General features: G+C 52.4%; 18 protein-coding genes and 1 other RNA gene. 14 read left to right on the top strand and 5 right to left on the bottom strand.

Going from position 1 to position 19,676, the window contains the following annotated elements:
• The first annotated feature begins 7 nt into the window (after positions 1-7).
• From ACFPMF_RS05350 to trmD, 9 genes are all read left to right on the top strand, one after another.
• A complete protein-coding gene (locus ACFPMF_RS05350) occupies positions 8-2,092 on the top strand; it encodes a vWA domain-containing protein (RefSeq protein ID WP_379841872.1) in 2,085 nt (694 codons plus the stop codon).
• Between the two features lie 61 nt (positions 2,093-2,153).
• The gene (locus tag ACFPMF_RS05345) at positions 2,154-3,038 is read left to right on the top strand and encodes a DUF2279 domain-containing protein (RefSeq protein ID WP_379841870.1); all 885 of its coding nucleotides are present in this window, start codon (positions 2,154-2,156) and stop codon (positions 3,036-3,038) included.
• Between the two features lie 86 nt (positions 3,039-3,124).
• Positions 3,125-4,120, top strand: a complete 996-nt coding sequence (locus ACFPMF_RS05340) for a Smr/MutS family protein (protein ID WP_379841868.1) — start codon at positions 3,125-3,127, stop codon at positions 4,118-4,120.
• A 124-nt stretch (positions 4,121-4,244) separates the two neighbouring features.
• Positions 4,245-5,537 (top strand): DUF4403 family protein, encoded by a 1,293-nt coding sequence (locus ACFPMF_RS05335; RefSeq protein ID WP_379841866.1) that lies wholly within the window; start codon positions 4,245-4,247, stop codon positions 5,535-5,537.
• Positions 5,538-5,662: 125 nt separating this feature from the next.
• Positions 5,663-6,096, top strand: an RNA gene (rnpB, locus tag ACFPMF_RS05330) — RNase P RNA component class A.
• 110 nt (positions 6,097-6,206) lie between these two features.
• Positions 6,207-7,754 (top strand): OmpA family protein, encoded by a 1,548-nt coding sequence (locus tag ACFPMF_RS05325; RefSeq protein WP_379841864.1) that lies wholly within the window; start codon positions 6,207-6,209, stop codon positions 7,752-7,754.
• Between the two features lie 222 nt (positions 7,755-7,976).
• Positions 7,977-8,519, top strand: a complete 543-nt coding sequence (locus ACFPMF_RS05320; protein WP_379841862.1) for a 30S ribosomal protein S16 — start codon at positions 7,977-7,979, stop codon at positions 8,517-8,519.
• Between the two features lie 171 nt (positions 8,520-8,690).
• Entirely contained in the window at positions 8,691-9,281 is a 591-nt protein-coding gene (rimM, locus tag ACFPMF_RS05315; RefSeq protein ID WP_379841860.1) for a ribosome maturation factor RimM, read from the top strand.
• Complete coding sequence (trmD, locus tag ACFPMF_RS05310; RefSeq protein WP_379841858.1) at positions 9,271-9,945, top strand: tRNA (guanosine(37)-N1)-methyltransferase TrmD; 675 nt, start codon at positions 9,271-9,273, stop codon at positions 9,943-9,945. Before rimM ends, trmD begins: the two co-directional genes overlap by 11 nt.
• Positions 9,946-10,047: 102 nt before the next feature.
• On the opposite strand, the gene ACFPMF_RS05305 is transcribed toward trmD, so the two are convergent.
• The 3 genes from ACFPMF_RS05305 to ACFPMF_RS05295 form a co-directional block, all read right to left on the bottom strand.
• Entirely contained in the window at positions 10,048-12,231 is a 2,184-nt protein-coding gene (locus ACFPMF_RS05305; protein WP_379841856.1) for a transglycosylase domain-containing protein, read from the bottom strand.
• A gap of 63 nt (positions 12,232-12,294) precedes the next feature.
• Positions 12,295-12,744, bottom strand: a complete 450-nt coding sequence (locus tag ACFPMF_RS05300; protein ID WP_379841854.1) for a GNAT family N-acetyltransferase — start codon at positions 12,742-12,744, stop codon at positions 12,295-12,297.
• 109 nt (positions 12,745-12,853) lie between these two features.
• Entirely contained in the window at positions 12,854-13,915 is a 1,062-nt protein-coding gene (locus ACFPMF_RS05295; protein WP_379841852.1) for an RluA family pseudouridine synthase, read from the bottom strand.
• A 110-nt stretch (positions 13,916-14,025) separates the two neighbouring features.
• Between ACFPMF_RS05295 and ACFPMF_RS05290 the strand changes: the two genes are divergently transcribed.
• Genes ACFPMF_RS05290 through ACFPMF_RS05270 form a run of 5 tightly spaced genes read left to right on the top strand, consistent with a single transcriptional unit; the run spans position 14,026 to position 18,089 of the window.
• The gene (locus ACFPMF_RS05290; RefSeq protein WP_379841850.1) at positions 14,026-14,475 is read left to right on the top strand and encodes a cyclin family protein; all 450 of its coding nucleotides are present in this window, start codon (positions 14,026-14,028) and stop codon (positions 14,473-14,475) included.
• Between the two features lie 48 nt (positions 14,476-14,523).
• Complete coding sequence (locus ACFPMF_RS05285) at positions 14,524-15,360, top strand: 1-aminocyclopropane-1-carboxylate deaminase/D-cysteine desulfhydrase (RefSeq protein WP_379841848.1); 837 nt, start codon at positions 14,524-14,526, stop codon at positions 15,358-15,360.
• A 41-nt stretch (positions 15,361-15,401) separates the two neighbouring features.
• Positions 15,402-16,166, top strand: a complete 765-nt coding sequence (locus ACFPMF_RS05280; RefSeq protein WP_379841846.1) for a methionyl-tRNA formyltransferase — start codon at positions 15,402-15,404, stop codon at positions 16,164-16,166.
• Between the two features lie 46 nt (positions 16,167-16,212).
• Entirely contained in the window at positions 16,213-17,073 is an 861-nt protein-coding gene (locus ACFPMF_RS05275; protein WP_379841844.1) for a polysaccharide deacetylase family protein, read from the top strand.
• A gap of 23 nt (positions 17,074-17,096) precedes the next feature.
• Complete coding sequence (locus ACFPMF_RS05270) at positions 17,097-18,089, top strand: aldo/keto reductase (RefSeq protein ID WP_379841842.1); 993 nt, start codon at positions 17,097-17,099, stop codon at positions 18,087-18,089.
• 53 nt (positions 18,090-18,142) lie between these two features.
• Here ACFPMF_RS05270 and ACFPMF_RS05265 read toward each other — a convergent pair whose 3' ends face one another.
• Positions 18,143-18,694, bottom strand: coding sequence for a cupin domain-containing protein (locus tag ACFPMF_RS05265; protein ID WP_379841840.1), 552 nt, complete (start codon positions 18,692-18,694; stop codon positions 18,143-18,145).
• A 91-nt stretch (positions 18,695-18,785) separates the two neighbouring features.
• The gene (locus tag ACFPMF_RS05260; protein ID WP_379841838.1) at positions 18,786-19,613 is read right to left on the bottom strand and encodes a ThuA domain-containing protein; all 828 of its coding nucleotides are present in this window, start codon (positions 19,611-19,613) and stop codon (positions 18,786-18,788) included.
• Positions 19,614-19,676 lie beyond the last annotated feature (63 nt).

Below are 19,676 nucleotides of genomic sequence, written 5' to 3'. Positions count from 1 at the left end.
CAAAAAAATGCGCTCCGAACTTTATTTTCAATCGTCACCCTGGTGGTTACTGCTCTGTCTGGCGGTCGGGGCCGTTTATGCCTTTGCCTTGTATCAGCGGGATGTAGGATGGACCCAACGAATGCGGCTCGCTCTGGCAGGCTTCCGGTTTCTGGTGGTCAGCGTCGTCTGCTTTCTGTTGCTCAACCCACTCATTCGGAGCGTTCAGACCATTACGGAAAAACCGAAAGTGGTGCTGGCCGTGGATAATTCGGAGTCGATGACGGTGGGAGGCCGGGCGCAGCTCGACCGGGCGCTCGAAGCGGCTAACGAACTGCGCGAGCGGTTGACGAGCGAAGATATCGAGGTGGCGGTTCAAACCCTGAACGATAGCCTGGCGACGGGCGATCTGAAAACGATTCCGTTTACCCAGCGGACTACCAACCTGTCGAACATGCTCGGCGGGATTCGGAATGCCTACGAGGGCCGGAATCTGACCGACGTGGTGCTGATTTCGGACGGGATCGCCAATCAGGGGCTTTCCCCGACGTTCGGGCGGTACAACTTTGCCCTGCATACCGTGGGGGTGGGGGATACGATTCCGAAACGGGATGTGCAGTTGAAAGATGCCATTGCCAATAAAATTGCCTACCTCGGCAACCAGTTTCCGATTCAGGCGGAAGTGACCAGCTACGGGTTTCAGGGAAAAACCGGCACCGTCGTCCTGCGCCAGAATGGGCGCGAACTGGGGCGGCAAACCGTCAGTTTCGACCGCCCGGAAACATTTCAGCAACTGACCTTTCAGACGTCGTCCAGCCAGAAAGGCATGCAGCACTACGTCGTTGAAGTGTTGCCGCAGAGTGGCGAATTTACCCCCCGCAACAACCGCCGGGATGTGTATATCGACATCATCGACGGCAAGGAGAAAATTCTGTTACTGGCGCTGAGTCCGCACCCGGACGTTAAAGCCTTGCGGAGTATTATCGAGAAAAACCAGAATTACGAACTGGATATCCGGATTGTCAACGGCGGAACGGCCGACATTCCGGACAAAACCTACGACCTGGTGATTTTACACCAGTTGCCTGACAACCAGAATGCGGGCGCTGCGGCCGTTCAGCGGGCGTTACAAAAGAACACCCCGGTTCTTTTCATTGTCGGGACGCAATCCGGTTTGTCGGCGTTCAATACCCAGAATCCGGTTATGCAGATTGTGGCCGGTGGGGGGCAAACCGATAAGGTAACCGGACGGTTTAACGCGGATTTCCGGCAGTTGAACCTGGATGCTCAGAAACTCTCCCTGCTGGATCGCCTGCCGCCGGTGCTGGTTCCGTTTGGCGATTACAAGCTGTCGCCGGGCAGCGAAGTGGTGTTATGGCAACAGGTCGGCAGCGTCCGGACCAGCAAACCGTTGCTGGCAATCAATAGCTCCGCTCAACGCAAAGCGGCCGTCCTGGCGGGCGAAGGGCTGTGGGAATGGCGACTCGAAGAATTCGCGCTGACGGATAATCAGGCGGTGGTCGATGAGTTGTTTCAGAAAGTCATGCAGTTGGTTTCGATCAAGGAAGACCGTCGGAAACTGCGGGTGTACCCGGTTCGGAACGAGTTTCTGTTCGGGGAGAAAGTGGTTTTTGAAACGGAAATGTACAATGACATTTACGAGAAACTGTTTGATCGGCCGGTGAGTCTGGAAATCACCAACGAACGGGCGGTTCCCCGGAGTTTCAACTATACCCCGACGGCCAGCAACACGCGGTTCGAAGTGAGCAATTTGCCCGAAGGCGTTTACCGGTTCCGGGCCACGGCTTCGCTGAATGGCCGGGCCGAAACCGCAACCGGTGAATTTATCGTGCGGGAACAGCAGTTTGAAGCCATTAACACGACGGCCGATCACCTGATGCTGCGGCAACTGGCCCAACAAACCGGCGGGCGGTTTTACAATGCGGCATCCCTGGCATCCCTGGCCGACGACCTGGTCAAGCGCAAGCCGCCGGGACGATTGAGCAGTAACGAAGAACTAAACGAATTGATTAATCTGCGCTGGCTTTTCTTCCTGATTGTGCTGCTCATCAGCGCCGAATGGGGTTTGCGAAAATATCATGGTGCGTATTAATTGCGGAGTAGAAAAGGGAGAGACGCTGAAGAGAAACGGTATCGGAAGGATATCCCTCCTGGTGCTCATCCTTTCGTTTTGTCCGCTTTTCCTGCCGGTATCTACTGCTCAGGACTCGACGAAGCGGGATGCCCAACCCTGTTATCATTGCCGTCTGCGCGGTTTAATAATCGGAGAAGCGGTGGTGTACAGTACCACCCTTTACGGGCTGAGCAAGGCCTGGTACAACAATCCACTCCGGAATTTTCATTTCTTCAACGATAACCATGAATGGTTGCAGATTGATAAGGTGGGCCACATGGTCACCGCCTACCAGATTGCCCGCGTGTCGGCACAGGCCTACCGGTGGGCGGGCCTGACCGATCGCAAAGCCGCCCTGTATGCGGGTTTGACCGGTTTGATTTTTCAAACGCCGATTGAAATTCTGGACGGTTTTTCGCCGGAATATGGTTTTTCGGTGGGCGATATGGTCGCTAATATTGCGGGCCCGGCGCTTTATACCGGTCAGTATTTGACCTGGGGTGAGTTGCGGATTCAGCCGAAATTCTCGTTTCATTACACGCATCTGGCCAAAGAACGCCCGGAATTGCTGGGCAAAAAGCGAACAGACCGCTGGCTGAAGGATTATAACGGCCAGGCCTACTGGCTGTCGGTCAACCCGGCGGCCTTTGCCGGTAGGGATTCTAAATTCCCGAAATGGTTGAATATTGCGGCCGGGTACGGCATTCAGGACATGGTAGCGGCTGAATTCGATAAAAGCGTCGAACGGGGATTTCGGCCTTACCGGCAGTACTATCTTTCCCTGGATGTTGATTTTACCCGGATAAAAACCCGGAACAAGATGCTGAAAACCGTGTTCTTTTTGTTAAATACGCTGAAAGTTCCCGCACCGACCCTCGAATACAACGGTCGGAACGGGCTTCGGTTTCATGCCTTGTATTTTTAAATTTTAGTGGGGCTGGGAAAACCGCTCTCGTAATTCAGAAAATAAAAGCTCTCACGGACGCTGGTCCGGGCTACTACTACTTACGTATGAACATTGGTGATAAAGTACGGATGCTTCGGGCAAAGGAGCAGGGGATTGTGACCCGGTTTCTGCCCGGCAATCAGGTTGAAATTGAAATTGAGGATGGGTTTCGGATTCCGGTGCTGCGTTCGGAAATTGTGGTCGTTTCGCCGATGGAAGCGCAACGCTTTCAAAGCGAACCCGGTCTGGAACCCCAGAAATCGACCCGGTCCGACATTCTTTCGAATACCGGCATTTATCTCGCCTTCGTGCCACAAAGCGAGGTCGGCGGTTCGAAAATACTGGCGATTTATCTGGCCAACAACACGGACTGGGATATGCCGTTTACCATCGGCGAAGAGCGGGAAAACCGCTATTCCGGCCTCCACGCCGACGTTTTAAAAGCCCGGTCGTTTACCCGGCTGGTGCAGCAATACTCCCTTTCCGGGTTCGAAAACTGGCCCACGTTTCTCGTTCAGGGCGTGTGGTTTCGGCGCGGTGCGGCCACCTTGCGGGAACCGCTGATCAAACGGATCAAGTGCCGGGCGCAGAGTTTTCAGGCCAGCAATAATACCGTTCCGGTGCTGAATCAAGCCGGGTATGTGTATCAGCTGGACCTGGACGAACCGGCGAAAGAAGCGGCTCCGAAGAAAAACGAGAAGGGGGTAAACGCTGCGGCTTTGCGCAACAGCCTGCTGGGCCAGTCGAACAAAAAAGAACCGTCCGTGGTGGAGCGCCCGTCGTCGCTGATCGACCTGCATATCGAGAAACTGCTGCCGGGCGGTTTTGGGGCGCGGACGAATGCGGAATTGCTGCAGGTCCAGTTAAAGGAATTTGAAAAAAAACTGGAGAATGCGATTGCAAGCGGGATGGACGACATAACGTTTATTCATGGCGTGGGCAATGGCGTTTTACGGGACGAATTGCACCGGCGACTGGGCAAAAATCCCGCAGTGGCCTATTTTGAAGATGCGCAGAAGGAAAAATTTGGATATGGGGCGACCCGGGTTAAGATTAAATAAAAATATTTTCGCTACCTTGACCCCATCCCGATATCTGGTGCTATTTTTTCTGGTTGTACAGGCGTGTCAACCAGGTACAACGACCAGCCCGAAAGCGCCAAAAGCTGCTTATTCGGTTACAAAAATGGAGGTACAGAACGACAAATTTCTATCCACTGTCAACATTCCCGTATCCATTGCGCTGGCCGATGTCGAGCGGCAAATCAATAGTCAGGTTACCGGCCTGATTTACGAAGATAATAGTCTGACTGATAACGATAACGATCAGTTCATGACGAAAGTCTGGAAACGGGCACCGATTCACGTGACGGCGCAGGATAGCCTGTTTTTCTTCCAGGTTCCGCTGAGAATCTGGGCCAAAGCCGGGTTGAAGGTGCTGGGATTTACGCAGTACCAGGAAACCGAATTTGAAATCAACCTGAAGTTTGCTACCCGGTTTTCCATCGATAAAGACTGGACGGCCCACACCCAGACCTCGGCGCAGGGCTACGAATGGGTGAAAAAACCGGCCCTGAAAATCGCCGGTTTTGAAATCCCGGTAACGAGTATCGTCGGGCGGATGATTGACAAAAACCTGGACAAGGTTACGAAAACACTGGATGATCAGGTACGCAAGGAAATCGATCTGCGGACACCGGTCCTGAAAGCCTGGAACACGGTTCGCCAGCCCTATCTGTTATCCGAAAAATACCGGACCTGGTTGCTGATCGTTCCCAAGCGCATTATAATGGTACCTTTCCGGTTCGAGAAAGGTGCTATTCGCTCCACCATTGGCATTGAAGGCTACACACTGACCCAGACCGGGGCCAAACCGGATGTTCACCCGGCCGTTACTATTCCCGAATTGAGCGTCTCAAAAGAAATTTCCAATCAGTTTCGGATTGGTTTACTGAGCGAAGCGACGTATGCGGAAGCGGCCCGGCTGGTTTCCGACGAATTTATCGGAAAAACGTACGAGTTTCGGGATGGGCGTTACAAGATAACGATCAGGCACCTTGACTTGTACGGACAGAACACGAATCTGATTATCAAAGCAACGCTGGAAGGGAGTATCAACGGCGCGATTTACCTGCGGGGGCAGCCCTTTTACGATGCCCAGACCCGAACCATTTCCCTGCGGGATCTGCAGTATGACCTGGATACAAAAAATATTCTGTATAAAACCGCCAGTTGGTTATTACAGGGTAGTTTTGCGCGGACGCTGGAGAAACAACTGACGATTCCGGTGGGAAACCAGATCGACGAAGTAAAAAAAACGCTTCAGGAACGACTTACGAACAATCAGGTAACAAAAGGAGTTGTTATCAACGGAAAACTTGAACAAGTAACGCCGGATCAAGTTTATTTGACACAGGAATCGATGCTGGCGGTCGTATATGCCTCCGGAAAGATCGATCTGAAGGTCGAAGGATTGTAGTTAAGCCCGGATGAACGCATTTTTTTAGACAATAGGCTCGAAAAATTTGCAGTTTTTTGATGCCAGGTTTTTAAAGAACTTAAGTATTTATAGATTTGCGGTATTCACGGAATGGCAACTGACGCGAAGTGAATTGTCTTATCGCTCCGGTCGTATCAACAAAACCGGGGAGGAAAGTCCGGACAGCGCAGAGTACCATACTTCCTAACGGGAAGGCAGGCCGTTGGGAACGGCGGCCTGACAGAAAGTGCCACAGAAAAAATACCGCCGTTGTCTGTTAATCAGGCTTCGGTAAGGGTGAAAAGGTAGGGTAAGAGCCTACCGCCCGGCTGGTGACAGGCGGGGCATGGTAAACCTTATGGGCTGAAAGATCAAATAGGCATCGGAATCGGGGCGACTCGTTCCAGTAGTTTCGGATTCGTCCGGAATGACGCCGATGCGGGTAGATCGATAGAGTTTCGGAGTGATCCGGAATCGAGATAAATGATAAGAGTCTAAAACCGCCGGTCGTGACTGGCGGTTCTGGAAACAGAATCCGGCTTATAGATTTACTTCGCGGAAAGTTGCCGATAAAATTAAATTTGTACCCAGTTAGTAACGGTCCGCCGTAGTGCCGGCTTGCCGGGCATTGTTCTACGTAAAAGGCTTATGAATTAAACCTGAGTTCTCATGAAGAAAATTTCCATTTTCGCTTCTCTGACGCTTCTGATTCTGACCCAGACCGTCGGGTATGCCCAAACTGACACCACTAACCGTTCCTCCGCCAGCCCATCCACACGAAGCCGGTCGTACGAAGGCGACTACAAGATGAATACCTGGTCAGTGACCGTCACACCCGCGTTCTCCCGTTTCTTTGGCGATCTGGATAATTACGGTTTCTTTAAGGCTTTTCCCGAAAAAGGACCCCGGCAGAAAATAACGGGCGCCGTCGGAGTGTCTATCAACAAACAATTGTCGCACCTCTTCGGCACGTCGGCGGAGTTTAACATCGGGTCCCTGCGGGGCTCAAAGGTTGCGCTCTACAACGCCTGGTTCCGCTCCAACTTCCTGCAGGGAACGCTGAACGCCAACATGAACCTGAAATCGTTGCTGTTTGGGACAAAGAAACTGAAGCGCTGGAAATGGGACATTCAGGCCGGTGCCGGTTTGATGTGGTTTGATACCCGGGTTTATGACCTGACGACCGATCAGATGATTCGTTACAGCAATGACCGGCGCGATTATAGCTCCGTTACCCAGGGCAAATGGGAGTCCGATGGATCGGTTTACACCCGCGAATTCGTCTTTCCGGTCGGAACGGCGCTGCATTACGAACTGACACCGCGTCTCGATATTGGCCTCGATGCTACGTTATACAATGTGAACACGGAAAAGCTTGACATGACCGTTGGGGGCGTCGATAACTCGAAAGCCAATAACGTGTATGGCTGGCGCCGGGGTGATTCCGGTCTGGATAAATGGGCACGTCTGGGGCTGTCGATTACGTACAAAATCGGTAAGGATGCCGTGAAAGTCGGAAAAGACGGGGTTTACGATCCGGCCAAAGGACGGTATCACCTGCGGTGGGCAGATCCGAAAGACCTCTTGAAGGATCCGTATAATCCGACTATGAACGATGCGGATTCGATTGCGAAAGCGAACATGCCCAAACCGGTTGACCCGCGTCTGTATACCGATTCGGATAATGACGGCGTAGCCGATTTATTTGACAAGGAACCCGCCACACCCGCCGGAAGCATCGTTTCGGGCGCTGGGGTAGCGATGAACCTCGATAGTATCATCAGCTCGATCCTGCGCGGCAAGTTTGCCCCGGAATGCGAAGCCCTGTTTAGCAACATCGAATTCGATACGGATAAAGCGACCATCCGACCAGCTTCACAGGATATCCTGAAAAAAGTAATCGAACTGCTGAACGTGAAAACGAACTGCGGTATCATTCTCGTCGGGCATGCCGATTACCGGGCGTCTTACGGGTATAACATTCAGTTGTCGAAACGCCGGGTAGATGCTACCAAGCGGTATCTGACCCGCGCCGGCCTGACGGATCCGAGTCGTGTAACCGTTGAATACTACGGGGAATACCGGCCGATCGCTCCCAATACAACGGGCGACAATCTCCAGCGAAACCGTCGGGTAGAAATCAAAATCGTACCGATGAACATGCTTCGGTCGAACTACCAGTCTGGGCAGCGGTTCGATTCGAGAGAACCTCGTTAACACCACCACAGTCTGACGCAAAATCCCGGCATCGGCCGGGATTTTGCGTTTTAGAAGGTGCGGGACCCGGATGGGGCGGTTTTTGCTAAAAAAACGGGTGGTCCATTCGGGATCGCTCGTACAAATTTCAACAAAAATACGTACCTTTGCCCCCTAATTCTATTGGCGGAGCATTGACTGCCTAACGGTCCGTTGCTCCGCTAAGTCATAAAAACCAATAAAATGGCAGTTAAAATCCGTTTATCGCGTCGGGGACGCAAAAAACTGGCTATTTACGATATCGTAATAGCCGATGCCAGAGCACCACGGGATGGTCGCTTTATTGAAAAAATCGGTTCGTACAATCCGAATACGGATCCGTCGACGGTCGTGCTGAAAAACGATCGGGCAATCGACTGGCTCCTGAAAGGGGCACAACCGACCGATACCGCTCGTTCGATTTTATCGCACGAAGGAATTATGTTAAAAAAACACCTCCAGGTGGGTGTAATCAAAGGTGCGATCTCGCAGGAGCAGGCTGATGCCAAATTCGAGGACTGGAAACAGGGTAAGGATAACCGCAAGCAGGGAGCCGCAGACACCAAGTCGCAGCAGAAAGCCGAAGCTAAACAGGCTCGTCTGGATGCGGAGAAGAAAGTGAACGAAACCCGCGCTCAGGCCATCGCGAAGAAAAACGTCGTGGAAGAACCGGTAGCCGAAGCCCCCGCTGAAGAAGCGGCATCCGAAGAAGCGCCGGCTACGGAAGAAGGCGAAGCGCAGGCTTAGTATGCCTACCCACGGATCGAACCTCCGTGTCAGCATGATGCACAATACGGATTTCAGTCCGTAGGTACGTTTTCCGACAACTGATGGAAGTCTGTTTCTTGAAATGGGTTTCTGTCAGTTGTTGTTTTATACAGACCTGTCCCGATTTTCGGGATGTAAAATGAATGATTTGTGACAAAGGAGGAATGTTTTCAATTAGGGAAAATTACCAAAACCCACGGCGTCCGGGGGGAGCTGGTGTTTTTTCTGGATGTTGATATGCCGGAAATCTATTCCGAAATGGATTCGGTACTGATTGAGATAAAAGGCGACCTGGTACCGTATTTCATTGAATCGATTTCGGTAAACCGAAACCGGGGTATCGTGGCGCTGGAAGGCGTGGAGACGATCGAAGAGGCTCAGAAGCTGGTCAATTGTGACTTGTTTTTACCACTCGATAACCTGGAGGAGCTGGAAGAAGGCCAGTTTTATTTCCACGAAATTGTCGGGTTCCGGGTTCGGGACGAGAAACTGGGCGATCTGGGAACGGTGCGGACGGTATACAACGTACCACCGCAGGACCTGATTGCGATGGATTATGAAGGGAAAGAGGTGCTGATTCCGGTGAACGATGCCCTGACGCCCTCGGCGGATAAGGAGCAGAAAATCCTGCACGTTCGGCTACCAGAGGGGTTGATTGATGTGTACCTGAACGAACCGTCGGCCAAAACCGGTAGCCGTTCGGGCGAAGCCGACGAAGAAGATTCACTCGATGAGGATTGATATTGTAACCTGTCTGCCTCGTTTGCTGGACAGTTTTTTTGCCCATTCCATTTTGCAACGCGCCCAGCAGGGCGGTTTTGTGGAAGTGGTGATCCACGACCTGCGGGATTATTCGCTGGATAAACACCGTCGGGTAGATGATTATGCGTTCGGCGGGGGTGCCGGTATGGTGATGGCAATCGAGCCGATTGCCCGCTGTATTCGTTCCCTGCAGGCCGAACGAACGTATGACGAAGTAATTTACGTGACGCCCGATGGCGAACGGTTTGACCAGCGAACGGCAAACCGGCTTTCGCTGGCCCAGAACCTGATCATTCTGTGTGGGCATTACAAAGGCGTCGATGAACGGGTTCGGGAACTGTTTGTGACGAAAGAAATCAGCGTGGGCGACTATGTGTTATCGGGTGGCGAATTGCCCGCTGCGGTTATTTCCGACGCCATTATCCGCCTGCTCCCCGGTGTTCTGAACGACGAAACCTCAGCCCTGACGGATTCCTTTCAGGATGATTTGCTGGCTCCGCCCGTCTATACCCGGCCGGCTGAATTTGAAGGCCACGCGGTTCCGGATATTCTCCTGTCGGGGCACGAAGCGAACATCAACGAATGGCGGTTTGAAAAGGCCCTCGAGCGCACCCGCCAGCGTCGCCCAGACCTCCTTCGCTGATTGACCAGGTGTGATTAGGATGAAGGCAATGAATCGCCTGATACCGAGTCAGCCGTAAAAATCACAGTCCTCATCCTGGTCAGTCACCAGCATCCTGGCCGCTCAGGGCGTACTATTCTGATCCTGCTGTTCTTTTTCCCGGCGTCGTTGCTCGCGTCGTTCCCGGCGCAATTGCCGGCGGGTTTTGGGGATCGAATCCGCCTGAACGGCGGTTCCATTCGCGGGCTCCTGTTGCGGGGTGATCACTTCGGGTTCCTCGCGATCGCGTCCGAAAACCCGCCGGAAGAAGTCATTAATGCCGTTGTTGCCCTCTTCGGTGTCTTCGTCCGGTAACATGAGCGAATCAATCTCGATGGAATCAGCCGGTGCAATTTCCTGCCGTAATCCTTCCCGTAAGCGGACCCCATAAAAACCGTACGCCGTTGTGTCGTAGGGTGTCAGTCCGCGGGAAGCCATAATCCGGCCAATAAGCCTGAAATAGCCACGAACGTAGGTTTTAACCGAACCGTCCGGATAAAACCGGCTCAGCGTTGCTTTGGGCGACGGGATGACGTAGGAGAGAAGAATGCTTTCGCCAATGTCGAGGTTTGCCGGACGTTTTGCGAAATAGTAGCGGGACGCTTCCCCAATTCCGTAAATGTTTTTGCCCCACTCAATGAAATTGAGGTAAATTTCAAACATCCGCTCTTTGCTGATAATCCGCTGATTCTCAATAAGCCAGACAATCAGAATTTCTTCCGCTTTTCGGGAAAGGGTCTTGTTCCGGTTCAGAAAAGCATTTTTGACAAACTGCATCGAAATGGTGCTGGCTCCCCGCTTGAATTTCTTGGTTTTGAAATTGGTGGCCAGCGAGACGCGAAACGCTTTTTCGTTAAAACCTTTGTGGGTGAAGAAGTTGTAGTCTTCCGCCGTCAAAACTGCATTCCGGAGGTTGGGCGAAATCTCGTTCAGGGGCGTAAAATCCGGGTTTGCCGGGCCGACGATGAATTTTCGGACCAGCTTGTCCTTTTCGTACACTTCGTGTTCGAAGGGCTGGTTGACCCGACTGAAATCAACTTTTCCGAATTGCAGGATTTTAAACTGATCCGGCGTCAAACCCGAATAAAATTGAACGGAATCGGGAAGCGAACTGTCCAGGTGCAGGATGGCATCGTACTTTAGTTTGCCGGACACTTTCATCCCTTCCAGCGATTCAAAAAGGCCCTGCGGAAAGGAATCGAAGACGTCCTGGGCTTCAAGCGCATCGGTATGAATCTGGGCGTCGTAAATTTTGACGGGCGAAATCGTATATTTAATGAACGGCCGGGCTTTGGCTTTTCCCAGGTAAATCGTCGAGGAACTGTCAATGCCGATGTAGTTCTCCCCGACAAACAGATGGGCATCCATGGCGGCATTTTCAATCACCACATCGCCGGGGGCCACCGCCGGGTGATGAATGCGCAGGTTGCGGACGGCACCCGCCCCTTGGATTTTAAATTCTCCGCCCGAACTGGCTACATCCCGAAGTTCGGCCCGGAGCGTGTCGATCTGTAATTTTAGTTTAAAGCGTTGTTCGAGGTACGGCAATTCGAGCGGTTTTCCGTCGGCGTATAGCGACACATTGGCTTCCTGGTCGTCGGCATTTACCATGCCCATCAGGTGCCAGACGGACTCATCGCCATTGACCCGAATCGTTGAGGTAAGTTCTTCGTCGTCGATGGTGGCGGTTTGGGTCAGAAACCGGAGTTTCCGGTCGTTGTCCGTCAGGCGAAGTTCCAGGTTCCTGATATCCATGTTGTCCGGAATTTTGGCCAGCAGGTTATCGACCAGGTTTTCGGCCACGATGGCCAGATCGATCCGGCGGTTCGTGTTTTCCGAACGATCCGTCAGCGAATCCTTTTTCTGGGATTTGGAAAGAAAATCGATATTGGTCGTGCTGTCACGCCGGACCACATGGGCCAGCCCGTTTTGCAAGGTCAGCGACGAAACCGCCACCCGCCCGAAAATCAGCGGCCAGATGCTGACGCCGACCTCGGTTTTTTCGACCCGCAACAAACTGTCGCGATCCTGCGGCACAACGGCAACGTTGGAGAAAGCAACCGTCGAGAAACCCGTAAACCGGGCATTGCCAATGGTAACATTCAGGTCGTAATCGCGTTTGGCTTTCCGGATGGCCCGTTCCAGCCCTTCTTTCAAGAGCGCTTCCCGTTTTGTGTAAGCGATACCGGCACCAAGGATGCCGAGTAGGAATAATCCCAGGAATACCCAGCCTGATAGGATCAGGATTCGTTTCTTGTTGACTTGCATTGTCTACTAATACAGTGAACCGTTGGCATACCGGCACTTTGATTGTATGGTGTGAATGTACGGCTATTTAGTAAAATCCAGGTGGCAATTCCACCATCCGGTGTCGAAACGGGTGCCGAACTGTTTGTAAAAATTGATGGCGGGTTCGTTCCAGTCCAGCACCTGCCACATCATTCCGGTACAACGGGTCTGGTGGGCTTCTGCGATCGTGGCTTCAAACAACGCTTTCCCAAGACCCTGCCCCCGAAAGGCCTCCTTGACGATGATATCTTCCAGATACAACCGTTTGCCTTTCCAGGTCGAATACCGGTAGTAATATAACGACATCGCCACAATCTTGTTTTCAATTTCGGCCACGAGCACGCCAAAAAGCGGGTTTTCGCCAAAACCGTCGATCAGCATTTGCTCCGGGGTGTTGGTCACTTCGTGGGGGGCTTTTTCGTACAACGCCAGTTCCTGGACCAGTTCAAACAACTGGGGAACATCGGTGGGAATGCCTTTGCGAATGGTCATTCGTAAGTAGTTTAGAGGTTGATGGTATACGGTTTTCAGTTTTCGGTTTTCGGGAGGCTACTGCCGGTGAACCAGCGGCTTTCGGAAGCCGAAAACCGGATCCGACGGTCTATTGCCGGTTTTCCAGGTAGTGTTCCCATTTATGCAAAACCGCCCGGAAATCGTCCGGCAGGTCGGAATCGAACTGAAGCCACTGGTGCGTGCGGGGATGTTCGAACCCGAGCGATTTGGCATGGAGGGCCTGGCGGGGGATCAGGGCAAAGCAATTCTGGACAAAGGCTTTGTACGAGCCGTTGATACTGCCCCGCAAAATACGGTCACCGCCATACGTAGGGTCATTGAAAAGGGGGTACCCCAGAAATTGCATATGCGCCCGGATCTGGTGCGTGCGGCCCGTTTCCAGTTTACATTCCACCAGCGAAACGTAATGCATCGGTTTTAATACCTTATAGTGCGTGACGGCGTGTTTGCCCTGGCTGCCGTCCGGAAAAACCGCCTGTACTTTCCGGTCTTTAAGGCTCCGGCCAATATTCCCGCGAATGGTTCCTTCGGCCTCCTTGGGTTCGCCCCAGACCAGCGCATTGTATGTCCGTTCGATGGTGTGTTCGAAAAACTGGCGGGCCAGGTGGGTCATGGCGTACTCGGTTTTTGCGATCACCATCAACCCCGAGGTGTCCTTATCAATACGGTGGACCAGGCCCGGCCGGATACTGCCGTTGCGGGCCGTTGGCAGATTCTGAAAGTGATACACCAGCGCATTGACCAGAGTACCGGTCCAGTTGCTGTAGGCCGGATGCACCACCATGCCGGCGGGTTTATTCAGCACCAGCACGTCCTCGTCTTCGTAAACGATGGAAAGCGGAATGTTTTCCGGTAAAATGTCGGTTTCGCGGGGGGGATGCGGCAGCGAAACCGTCACAAGGTCCCGCGGTTTTATTTTGTAACTCGCTTTGATCGCGTTTCCGTTCACTTTAACGGATGCGGTATCGATGGCGTTCTGGATTTTGGTCCGGGTTGCATTCGGCAGCCGTTCGGTCAAAAACCGGTCGAGACGCATCACATTCTGGCCGGGATCGACCACAATGCGGAAATGTTCATACAATTCTTCTTCGTCCGGATCGGCCAAAACCGGGTCTTCGTAAGGCCGATCGTTGGTGTCAGATGGTAACATCCTGCAAAAATACCAAGAAAGACACGTTTTAGCGAATGGTCAATGGTTTTTGTTATAACCGTACTATTTTTGTAAAGCCGTAACTAACAGCTGGCTAACAACCTGATATAATGAAACGTTTTATCTCGTCCGAACGGTGGTCATGGAGCGCCACGCAATTGAAGTTTATCCCCGTATTATCCGCTCTGTTCCTCACGCTGGCGAGTTGCGGAACGGAAGAAGTGCCGGCCAAAGAGAAGAATTTTGATGGGGTTTATACCGTTCAGGAAGTAAAAACCGCCGATAACTACCTGCTAACTGTTGCCAAAAAGGCGGATAAAGCCAATACGGTGACCATCGCGAACCTGGCTAATCTGATTAAAACTCCGCTGGAAGCCACGATTTCGGGCCATGATCTGATCATCCGGGAGCAGGGCTTTACCAATTACCTTGGCGATCAGTATACGGTCAGTGGCCAGGGCGAAATGGTCGAAAATACGCTGATTCTGCGCTACACGCTCAAAGGGCATAACGGCTATACGGGTTCGGTGTTTGCCCGGAAACAGGGGGGCGGCAACTAACCGGCCAAGAACTTGCTTTCAATTACGGCTCCCTCGCGATTACAATTTTTGCCGGACCCCTTTCCCGAACCGGTTCCGATTCGATTGTACCTGAAACGGGATGATGAACTGCATCCGTTTGTCTCAGGAAACAAATGGCGGAAGCTCAAGTATAACTTGGTCGAAGCCCGCCGACTGAATTACCAAACCCTGCTGACGTATGGCGGGGCGTACTCCAATCATATTTATGCCGTTGCGGCCGCCGGGCGTGAATTCGGTTTTTCGACCATCGGCATTATCCGGGGGGAAGATCACCGTGAGCGCGACACCCCAACCCTGGCCTTTGCCCGTGAACAGGGCATGCATCTCCACTTTATCACCCGGCACCAGTTCCGGAATGTAGCGGACCCGGTTTTTCGGGATCAAGTGCGGCAGCAATTCGGCTCCTTTTATGAATTACCGGAAGGCGGCACCAACGAACTGGCGATTCGGGGAACGGCCGAAATCATCCCCGAAATTCTGCAGCAAAGCCCCCATTTGCCAGACTATGTTTGTTGTCCGGTGGGTACGGGGGGAACCCTGGCCGGGTTGGAACGGTCGGCCCCCGACGGTCTACAGGTACTTGGCTTCTCCGCCTTGAAAGGGTTGGCTTTGGAAAAACAAAAAAAAATACAGGTATTTTCTAATTTTCACTTTGGTGGATATGCGAAAACCACGAGAAACTTGTTAATTTACATTCGAGCATTCGAAGAAAAGACCGGCGTACGGCTGGAGCAGGTCTATACCGGGAAAATGTTATACGGGATTTATGAGCTGGCACGGCAGGGATTTTTCCCACATGAGGCCGTGGTTGTCGCCATTCATACGGGTGGTTTGCAGGGCCGGAGCCCGGAGCTGGATGGGTAGAAATGATAAAATTGTTGTGATAATCAGACAACGATCTGCCTATGAGAATAATTTTTATTACCCAGGATGACCCCTTCTATTTAGCCAAAAATCTACAGTATTTACTGAGAAAACTACCCCCGTACGCACAGGTAGTCGGAACGATTGTGGCCGATGTGTCACCCTTCGGGAAACGGGAAACATTTACGGAAAAGGCCAAAAAAACGTACGATATTTTTGGCCTGCCCTTTTTCCTGCGGTACGGCCTGAAATACGTCTCGTCCAAACTCCGGAAAGAAAATAGGGTCAAATACGTCCTGGAACAGCATCGGATCCCGCTGATTCACCTGGAGGGCAACATTAACAAAAAGGAGAATCTCGCTAAAATTGCCGCCTATCAACCGGATTTGCTCATCTCGATTGCCGGAAACCAGCTTTTTAAACGTCCGTTGATCGATCTGGCACCGAAGGGGTGTTTGAACCTGCACACGGCCCTGTTGCCAAAATACCGGGGACTGATGCCTTCCTTCTGGGTCCTGAAAAACGGCGAGAAATACACCGGCGTCTCGGTTTTTTTTGTGGACGAAGGGATCGATAGCGGCCCGATTCTGGTGCAGAAGACGGTCGAAATCGGCAACCGCTCACAGGCCGAACTGATTGAATACACCAAGCAGCTTGGCATGGATTGCATTGTCGAATGCATCGAGAAAATCCAGGCCGGTAACTACCAGCTCATCGCGAATGACCCTGCCCGGATGACCTACTTTTCGTTTCCAACCCGCGCGGATGTGAAAGCATTTCGGGCGGCCGGAAAACGATTCTATTAAAGACAATACAGCCGCCTGTTACACCACATCCTAACCTTGCCTTCCGATGAACATCCTTACCTTTGACATTGAAGAGTGGTTTCACCTGCTCGACAATCCCTCCACCCGAACCGAACAGGACTGGGGCCGGTTTGAATGCCGGATTCACCAGAACATGGATCGCATTTTTCGCTTGCTGGACGAAACAAATTCGCGGGCCACTTTCTTTTGCCTGGGTTGGGTAGCGCGTAAATACCCCGATGTGGTCCGCCGGATCGACGAAGCGGGGTATGAAATTGGAACGCACTCGGACCTTCACCAACTGGTTTATGAACAATCGCCGGTCCAGTATCGCAACGATCTGGAGCGATCAATCAAGGCGTTGCAGGATGTTACCGGAAAAAACGTGCGGGCGTACCGAGCCCCCGGTTTTTCGGTGAAGGCCCAAAACCGCTGGGTGTTTCCGTTATTGACCGAACTGGGCATCGAAATTGATTGCTCAATGTTTCCGGCCCGACGCGCCCACGGGGGGGATGCCACCTTCGGCATCGCAGAACCGTGTTACATCGATGTCAACGGGACGTTACTGAAAGAGTTTCCGATTAATACGGTGGGGATGATGGGCAGTGATCTCATTTTTTCGGGGGGCGGTTATTTTCGGTTGTTCCCGTATTTGATGCTGCAGTATTTCATGCGGCAGTCGCCCTATGTCATGACGTATTTTCATCCCCGTGATTTCGATCCCGGGCAGCCGATGGTGCCGGGCCTGAGCCGGATGCGCCAGTTTAAGTCGTATTATGGCCTGAACGGCTGCTGGAGCAAATTAAAACAGTTGTTGCTGGAGTATGATTTTGTCGATCTGGCCGAAGCCGACCGGCGTATCAATTGGTCGAACGGCCCGATTCAACGTTTTAAAGTAAATGCCTAACTTTGCCGCCTAAATCTGTACATATGGAATATCGGAAATTAGGCGAGTCAGCTGTAACGGTTTCGGCAATTACTTTCGGGGCCTGGGCGGCCGGTGGCTGGATGTGGGGCGGAACGGAACGCAAAGACGCCGTGGAGGCCATCCGCGCGTCCTACGATCTGGGTGTTACCTCCATCGATACGGCACCGGTTTACGGGCAGGGAACCAGTGAAGGAATTGTCGGAGAAGCCCTCCGGGGCATTCCGCGCGATAAAGTTCAAATTCTGACCAAATATGGCATGCGCTGGGATCTGGTGAAAGGAACCCTGGCGTTTCATACGAAAGACAATGCCGGAACGCCCATTGACGTCTACAAATACGCGGGAAAGGAAAGTGTCATCAAGGAATGTGAAGATAGCCTGAAACGGTTGGGAACCGATTACATCGATCTGTTTCAAATTCACTGGCCCGACGTTACCACGCCGATTTCCGAAACCATGGAAGCCGTAAGCCGCCTGATCGAACAGGGGAAAATTCGGGCCGCCGGGGTTTCCAATTATAGCGTGGAGCAAATGAAGGAGGCTGAAAAAACCGTCAAACTGGCTTCCAATCAGGTTTCGTACAGCCTCGTAAAGCGCGACATCGAAGCCGAACTGGTGCCGTACTGTCTCGAAAATCACAAATCAATTCTGGCCTACAGTCCCTTGGAACGCGGCCTGCTGACGGGTAAAATCCGACCGGGCCATCAGTTTGCCGAGGGCGATCACCGGGCAAATTACAAATCGTTCAAGGATGGCAATATCGACCGGGTGTGGGCTTTTCTGGAAAAAATCAGACCGCTTGCCGAACAAAAGCAAGTCTCACTGAGTCAGCTGGTCATTCGATGGACCCTCGAACGCCCGGCCATTACGGCTGCCCTGGTGGGGGCCCGAAACGCCGAGCAGGCGGTGCAGAACGCCAGGGCGATCGCTATTTCATTAACGGCGGAAGAAACCGCCCTGATCAATCAACAACTCGATTCCGTTCAGTTGGTCTAACGGTCGGTCGGTGGCCGGGGTCTTTCCGTTCTGACCACCGGCCAACGCAACGGTTAGTCGATGTATTCCCGGTAATAGGGTTTGTAACCCAGCAGCCGTGCAACCGGCGTCAACAGCGCAAACACCACTTTCTGAACGAGAAAAGGCGGTTTGGCCAGCCGGAAGACGTGGTTATAATGTTGCATCATTAACGCAATCTGGAGGATGCCGGGAATGCCTTCTTCGTTGGTTTTTCCGGCATTGGCCAGCCCGGCGTTCAGTTCCAGCAAATATTCGGTATCCAGCGCCGGAACGGTTTTCCAGGTGACAACGGTTGGGTCATCCGTCGAATTCCACATCGAATGGGGCGTATTTCTGGCAATATGAATTCGCTCACCCGGCCGAAAAGTCCGCAGGGCTCCGTTTAATCGAACCGATAATTGCCCCTGGAGTACTTCAAAATATTCGTCCTGATGCGGATGGTAGTGCGGAACGGGTTCTTTCGAATGCGCTTCGTACGTTGAAATGAGCTCCAGAAACTGCCCGTTTGTGTCGGTCCGGGTCTGGACAAACTGAATCAGCTGCCCGGTTTTCGGGTTTCTGATCTCCTTTCCTTTGTGTGCCATTAAAGTAATCTGTTGTCGGCGGGAAGATAAAATCGACCGGAAACAGATTCCAAGACATTGTGAGGAAGCGGGCTATCCTTTTCGTAAAAGGCTACTTTTTGGTAGTTCCGAGCCACAATAAACCATCCAGAATGAGTTTGTTCTGCGTTTCGTTGGCAAACGTAAACGAAAGTTCGTTATGGGTTTTATGCTCGTAATCGATATCGTTATGCCCCATGTTTAGGTACAGCATCCGGTATTTTTTATGGGTCCAGACAACCGGATAATAACCGCTATGCCAGATCTCGTGCGGCTTGGGGCCGGTTCCGAGCGGAAAGCTGGACGGGTCGATGGATAACAGAATTTTCAGGTTCGGATTGGCCGTCAAATCGTTGCTCCACCGGTACCATTCGTTCGGGGCCGAAGTAAACGTTTCCGGCAGGTGTTTCGTCGCCGGGTGGCTGCGGTCTTCCACGCGCAAAACCGCCGGAGTAGGCCGCCAGGTATTGCTTTTATACGAACCGGCGCCCACAAATTCGTTATGATACCAGTCCCAGTTCTGGGGATAGGCTGAGGGCGTCAGCGCAAAAGCCGCAAAGTGAAACCCCATCCAGGCACCACCGGATTCCATGTAGTGCTGAAAGGCTTCTCGTTGTTCCGGGGTTTCGGGTCGCGTATCCAGGAAGATAACGACCTGATACTTAGCCAGAAATTCGGCATTCAGGTTGGACCAGTTCGCGGTTGAATCGTAGGAGAAACCGTGCTGAGCTGCCATTCTGGGAAACCAGCGGTTGGCTTCATGGACAAAACTAATGTGCGCTCTGTCATTCCTGGCCGTATAAAACGCAATGACGTTGAACCGGGGCACCCGGTTTTGGGCGTGACCGGAATCCACGAGAAGGAGCAGAAAAAAGACCGTAACAAGAGAATAGAGTTTCATGACGAAAAGCAGACTTCGTGGGCGGAATTGCCAGCCAAGGTACGGTTTTAAATCAATTTTGCG

The organism is Larkinella bovis (assembly GCF_042655385.1).
In the GTDB taxonomy this organism is placed as follows: domain Bacteria; phylum Bacteroidota; class Bacteroidia; order Cytophagales; family Spirosomataceae; genus Larkinella; species Larkinella bovis.
The sequence above is the reverse complement of the archived record's forward strand: the minus strand, read 5'-3'. Positions and strand labels throughout refer to the sequence as shown.

Coding starts and splice junctions, on each gene's coding strand:
- ACFPMF_RS05350 (WP_379841872.1), top strand. CDS start 8: ATGCGCTCCGAACTTTATTTTCAATCGTCACCCTGGTGGTTACTGCTC.
- ACFPMF_RS05340 (WP_379841868.1), top strand. CDS start 3,125: ATGAACATTGGTGATAAAGTACGGATGCTTCGGGCAAAGGAGCAGGGG.
- ACFPMF_RS05335 (WP_379841866.1), top strand. CDS start 4,245: ATGGAGGTACAGAACGACAAATTTCTATCCACTGTCAACATTCCCGTA.
- ACFPMF_RS05325 (WP_379841864.1), top strand. CDS start 6,207: ATGAAGAAAATTTCCATTTTCGCTTCTCTGACGCTTCTGATTCTGACC.
- ACFPMF_RS05320 (WP_379841862.1), top strand. CDS start 7,977: ATGGCAGTTAAAATCCGTTTATCGCGTCGGGGACGCAAAAAACTGGCT.
- trmD (WP_379841858.1), top strand. CDS start 9,271: ATGAGGATTGATATTGTAACCTGTCTGCCTCGTTTGCTGGACAGTTTT.
- ACFPMF_RS05305 (WP_379841856.1), bottom strand. CDS start 12,231: ATGCAAGTCAACAAGAAACGAATCCTGATCCTATCAGGCTGGGTATTC.
- ACFPMF_RS05300 (WP_379841854.1), bottom strand. CDS start 12,744: ATGACCATTCGCAAAGGCATTCCCACCGATGTTCCCCAGTTGTTTGAA.
- ACFPMF_RS05295 (WP_379841852.1), bottom strand. CDS start 13,915: ATGTTACCATCTGACACCAACGATCGGCCTTACGAAGACCCGGTTTTG.
- ACFPMF_RS05290 (WP_379841850.1), top strand. CDS start 14,026: ATGAAACGTTTTATCTCGTCCGAACGGTGGTCATGGAGCGCCACGCAA.
- ACFPMF_RS05280 (WP_379841846.1), top strand. CDS start 15,402: ATGAGAATAATTTTTATTACCCAGGATGACCCCTTCTATTTAGCCAAA.
- ACFPMF_RS05275 (WP_379841844.1), top strand. CDS start 16,213: ATGAACATCCTTACCTTTGACATTGAAGAGTGGTTTCACCTGCTCGAC.
- ACFPMF_RS05270 (WP_379841842.1), top strand. CDS start 17,097: ATGGAATATCGGAAATTAGGCGAGTCAGCTGTAACGGTTTCGGCAATT.
- ACFPMF_RS05265 (WP_379841840.1), bottom strand. CDS start 18,694: ATGGCACACAAAGGAAAGGAGATCAGAAACCCGAAAACCGGGCAGCTG.
- ACFPMF_RS05260 (WP_379841838.1), bottom strand. CDS start 19,613: ATGAAACTCTATTCTCTTGTTACGGTCTTTTTTCTGCTCCTTCTCGTG.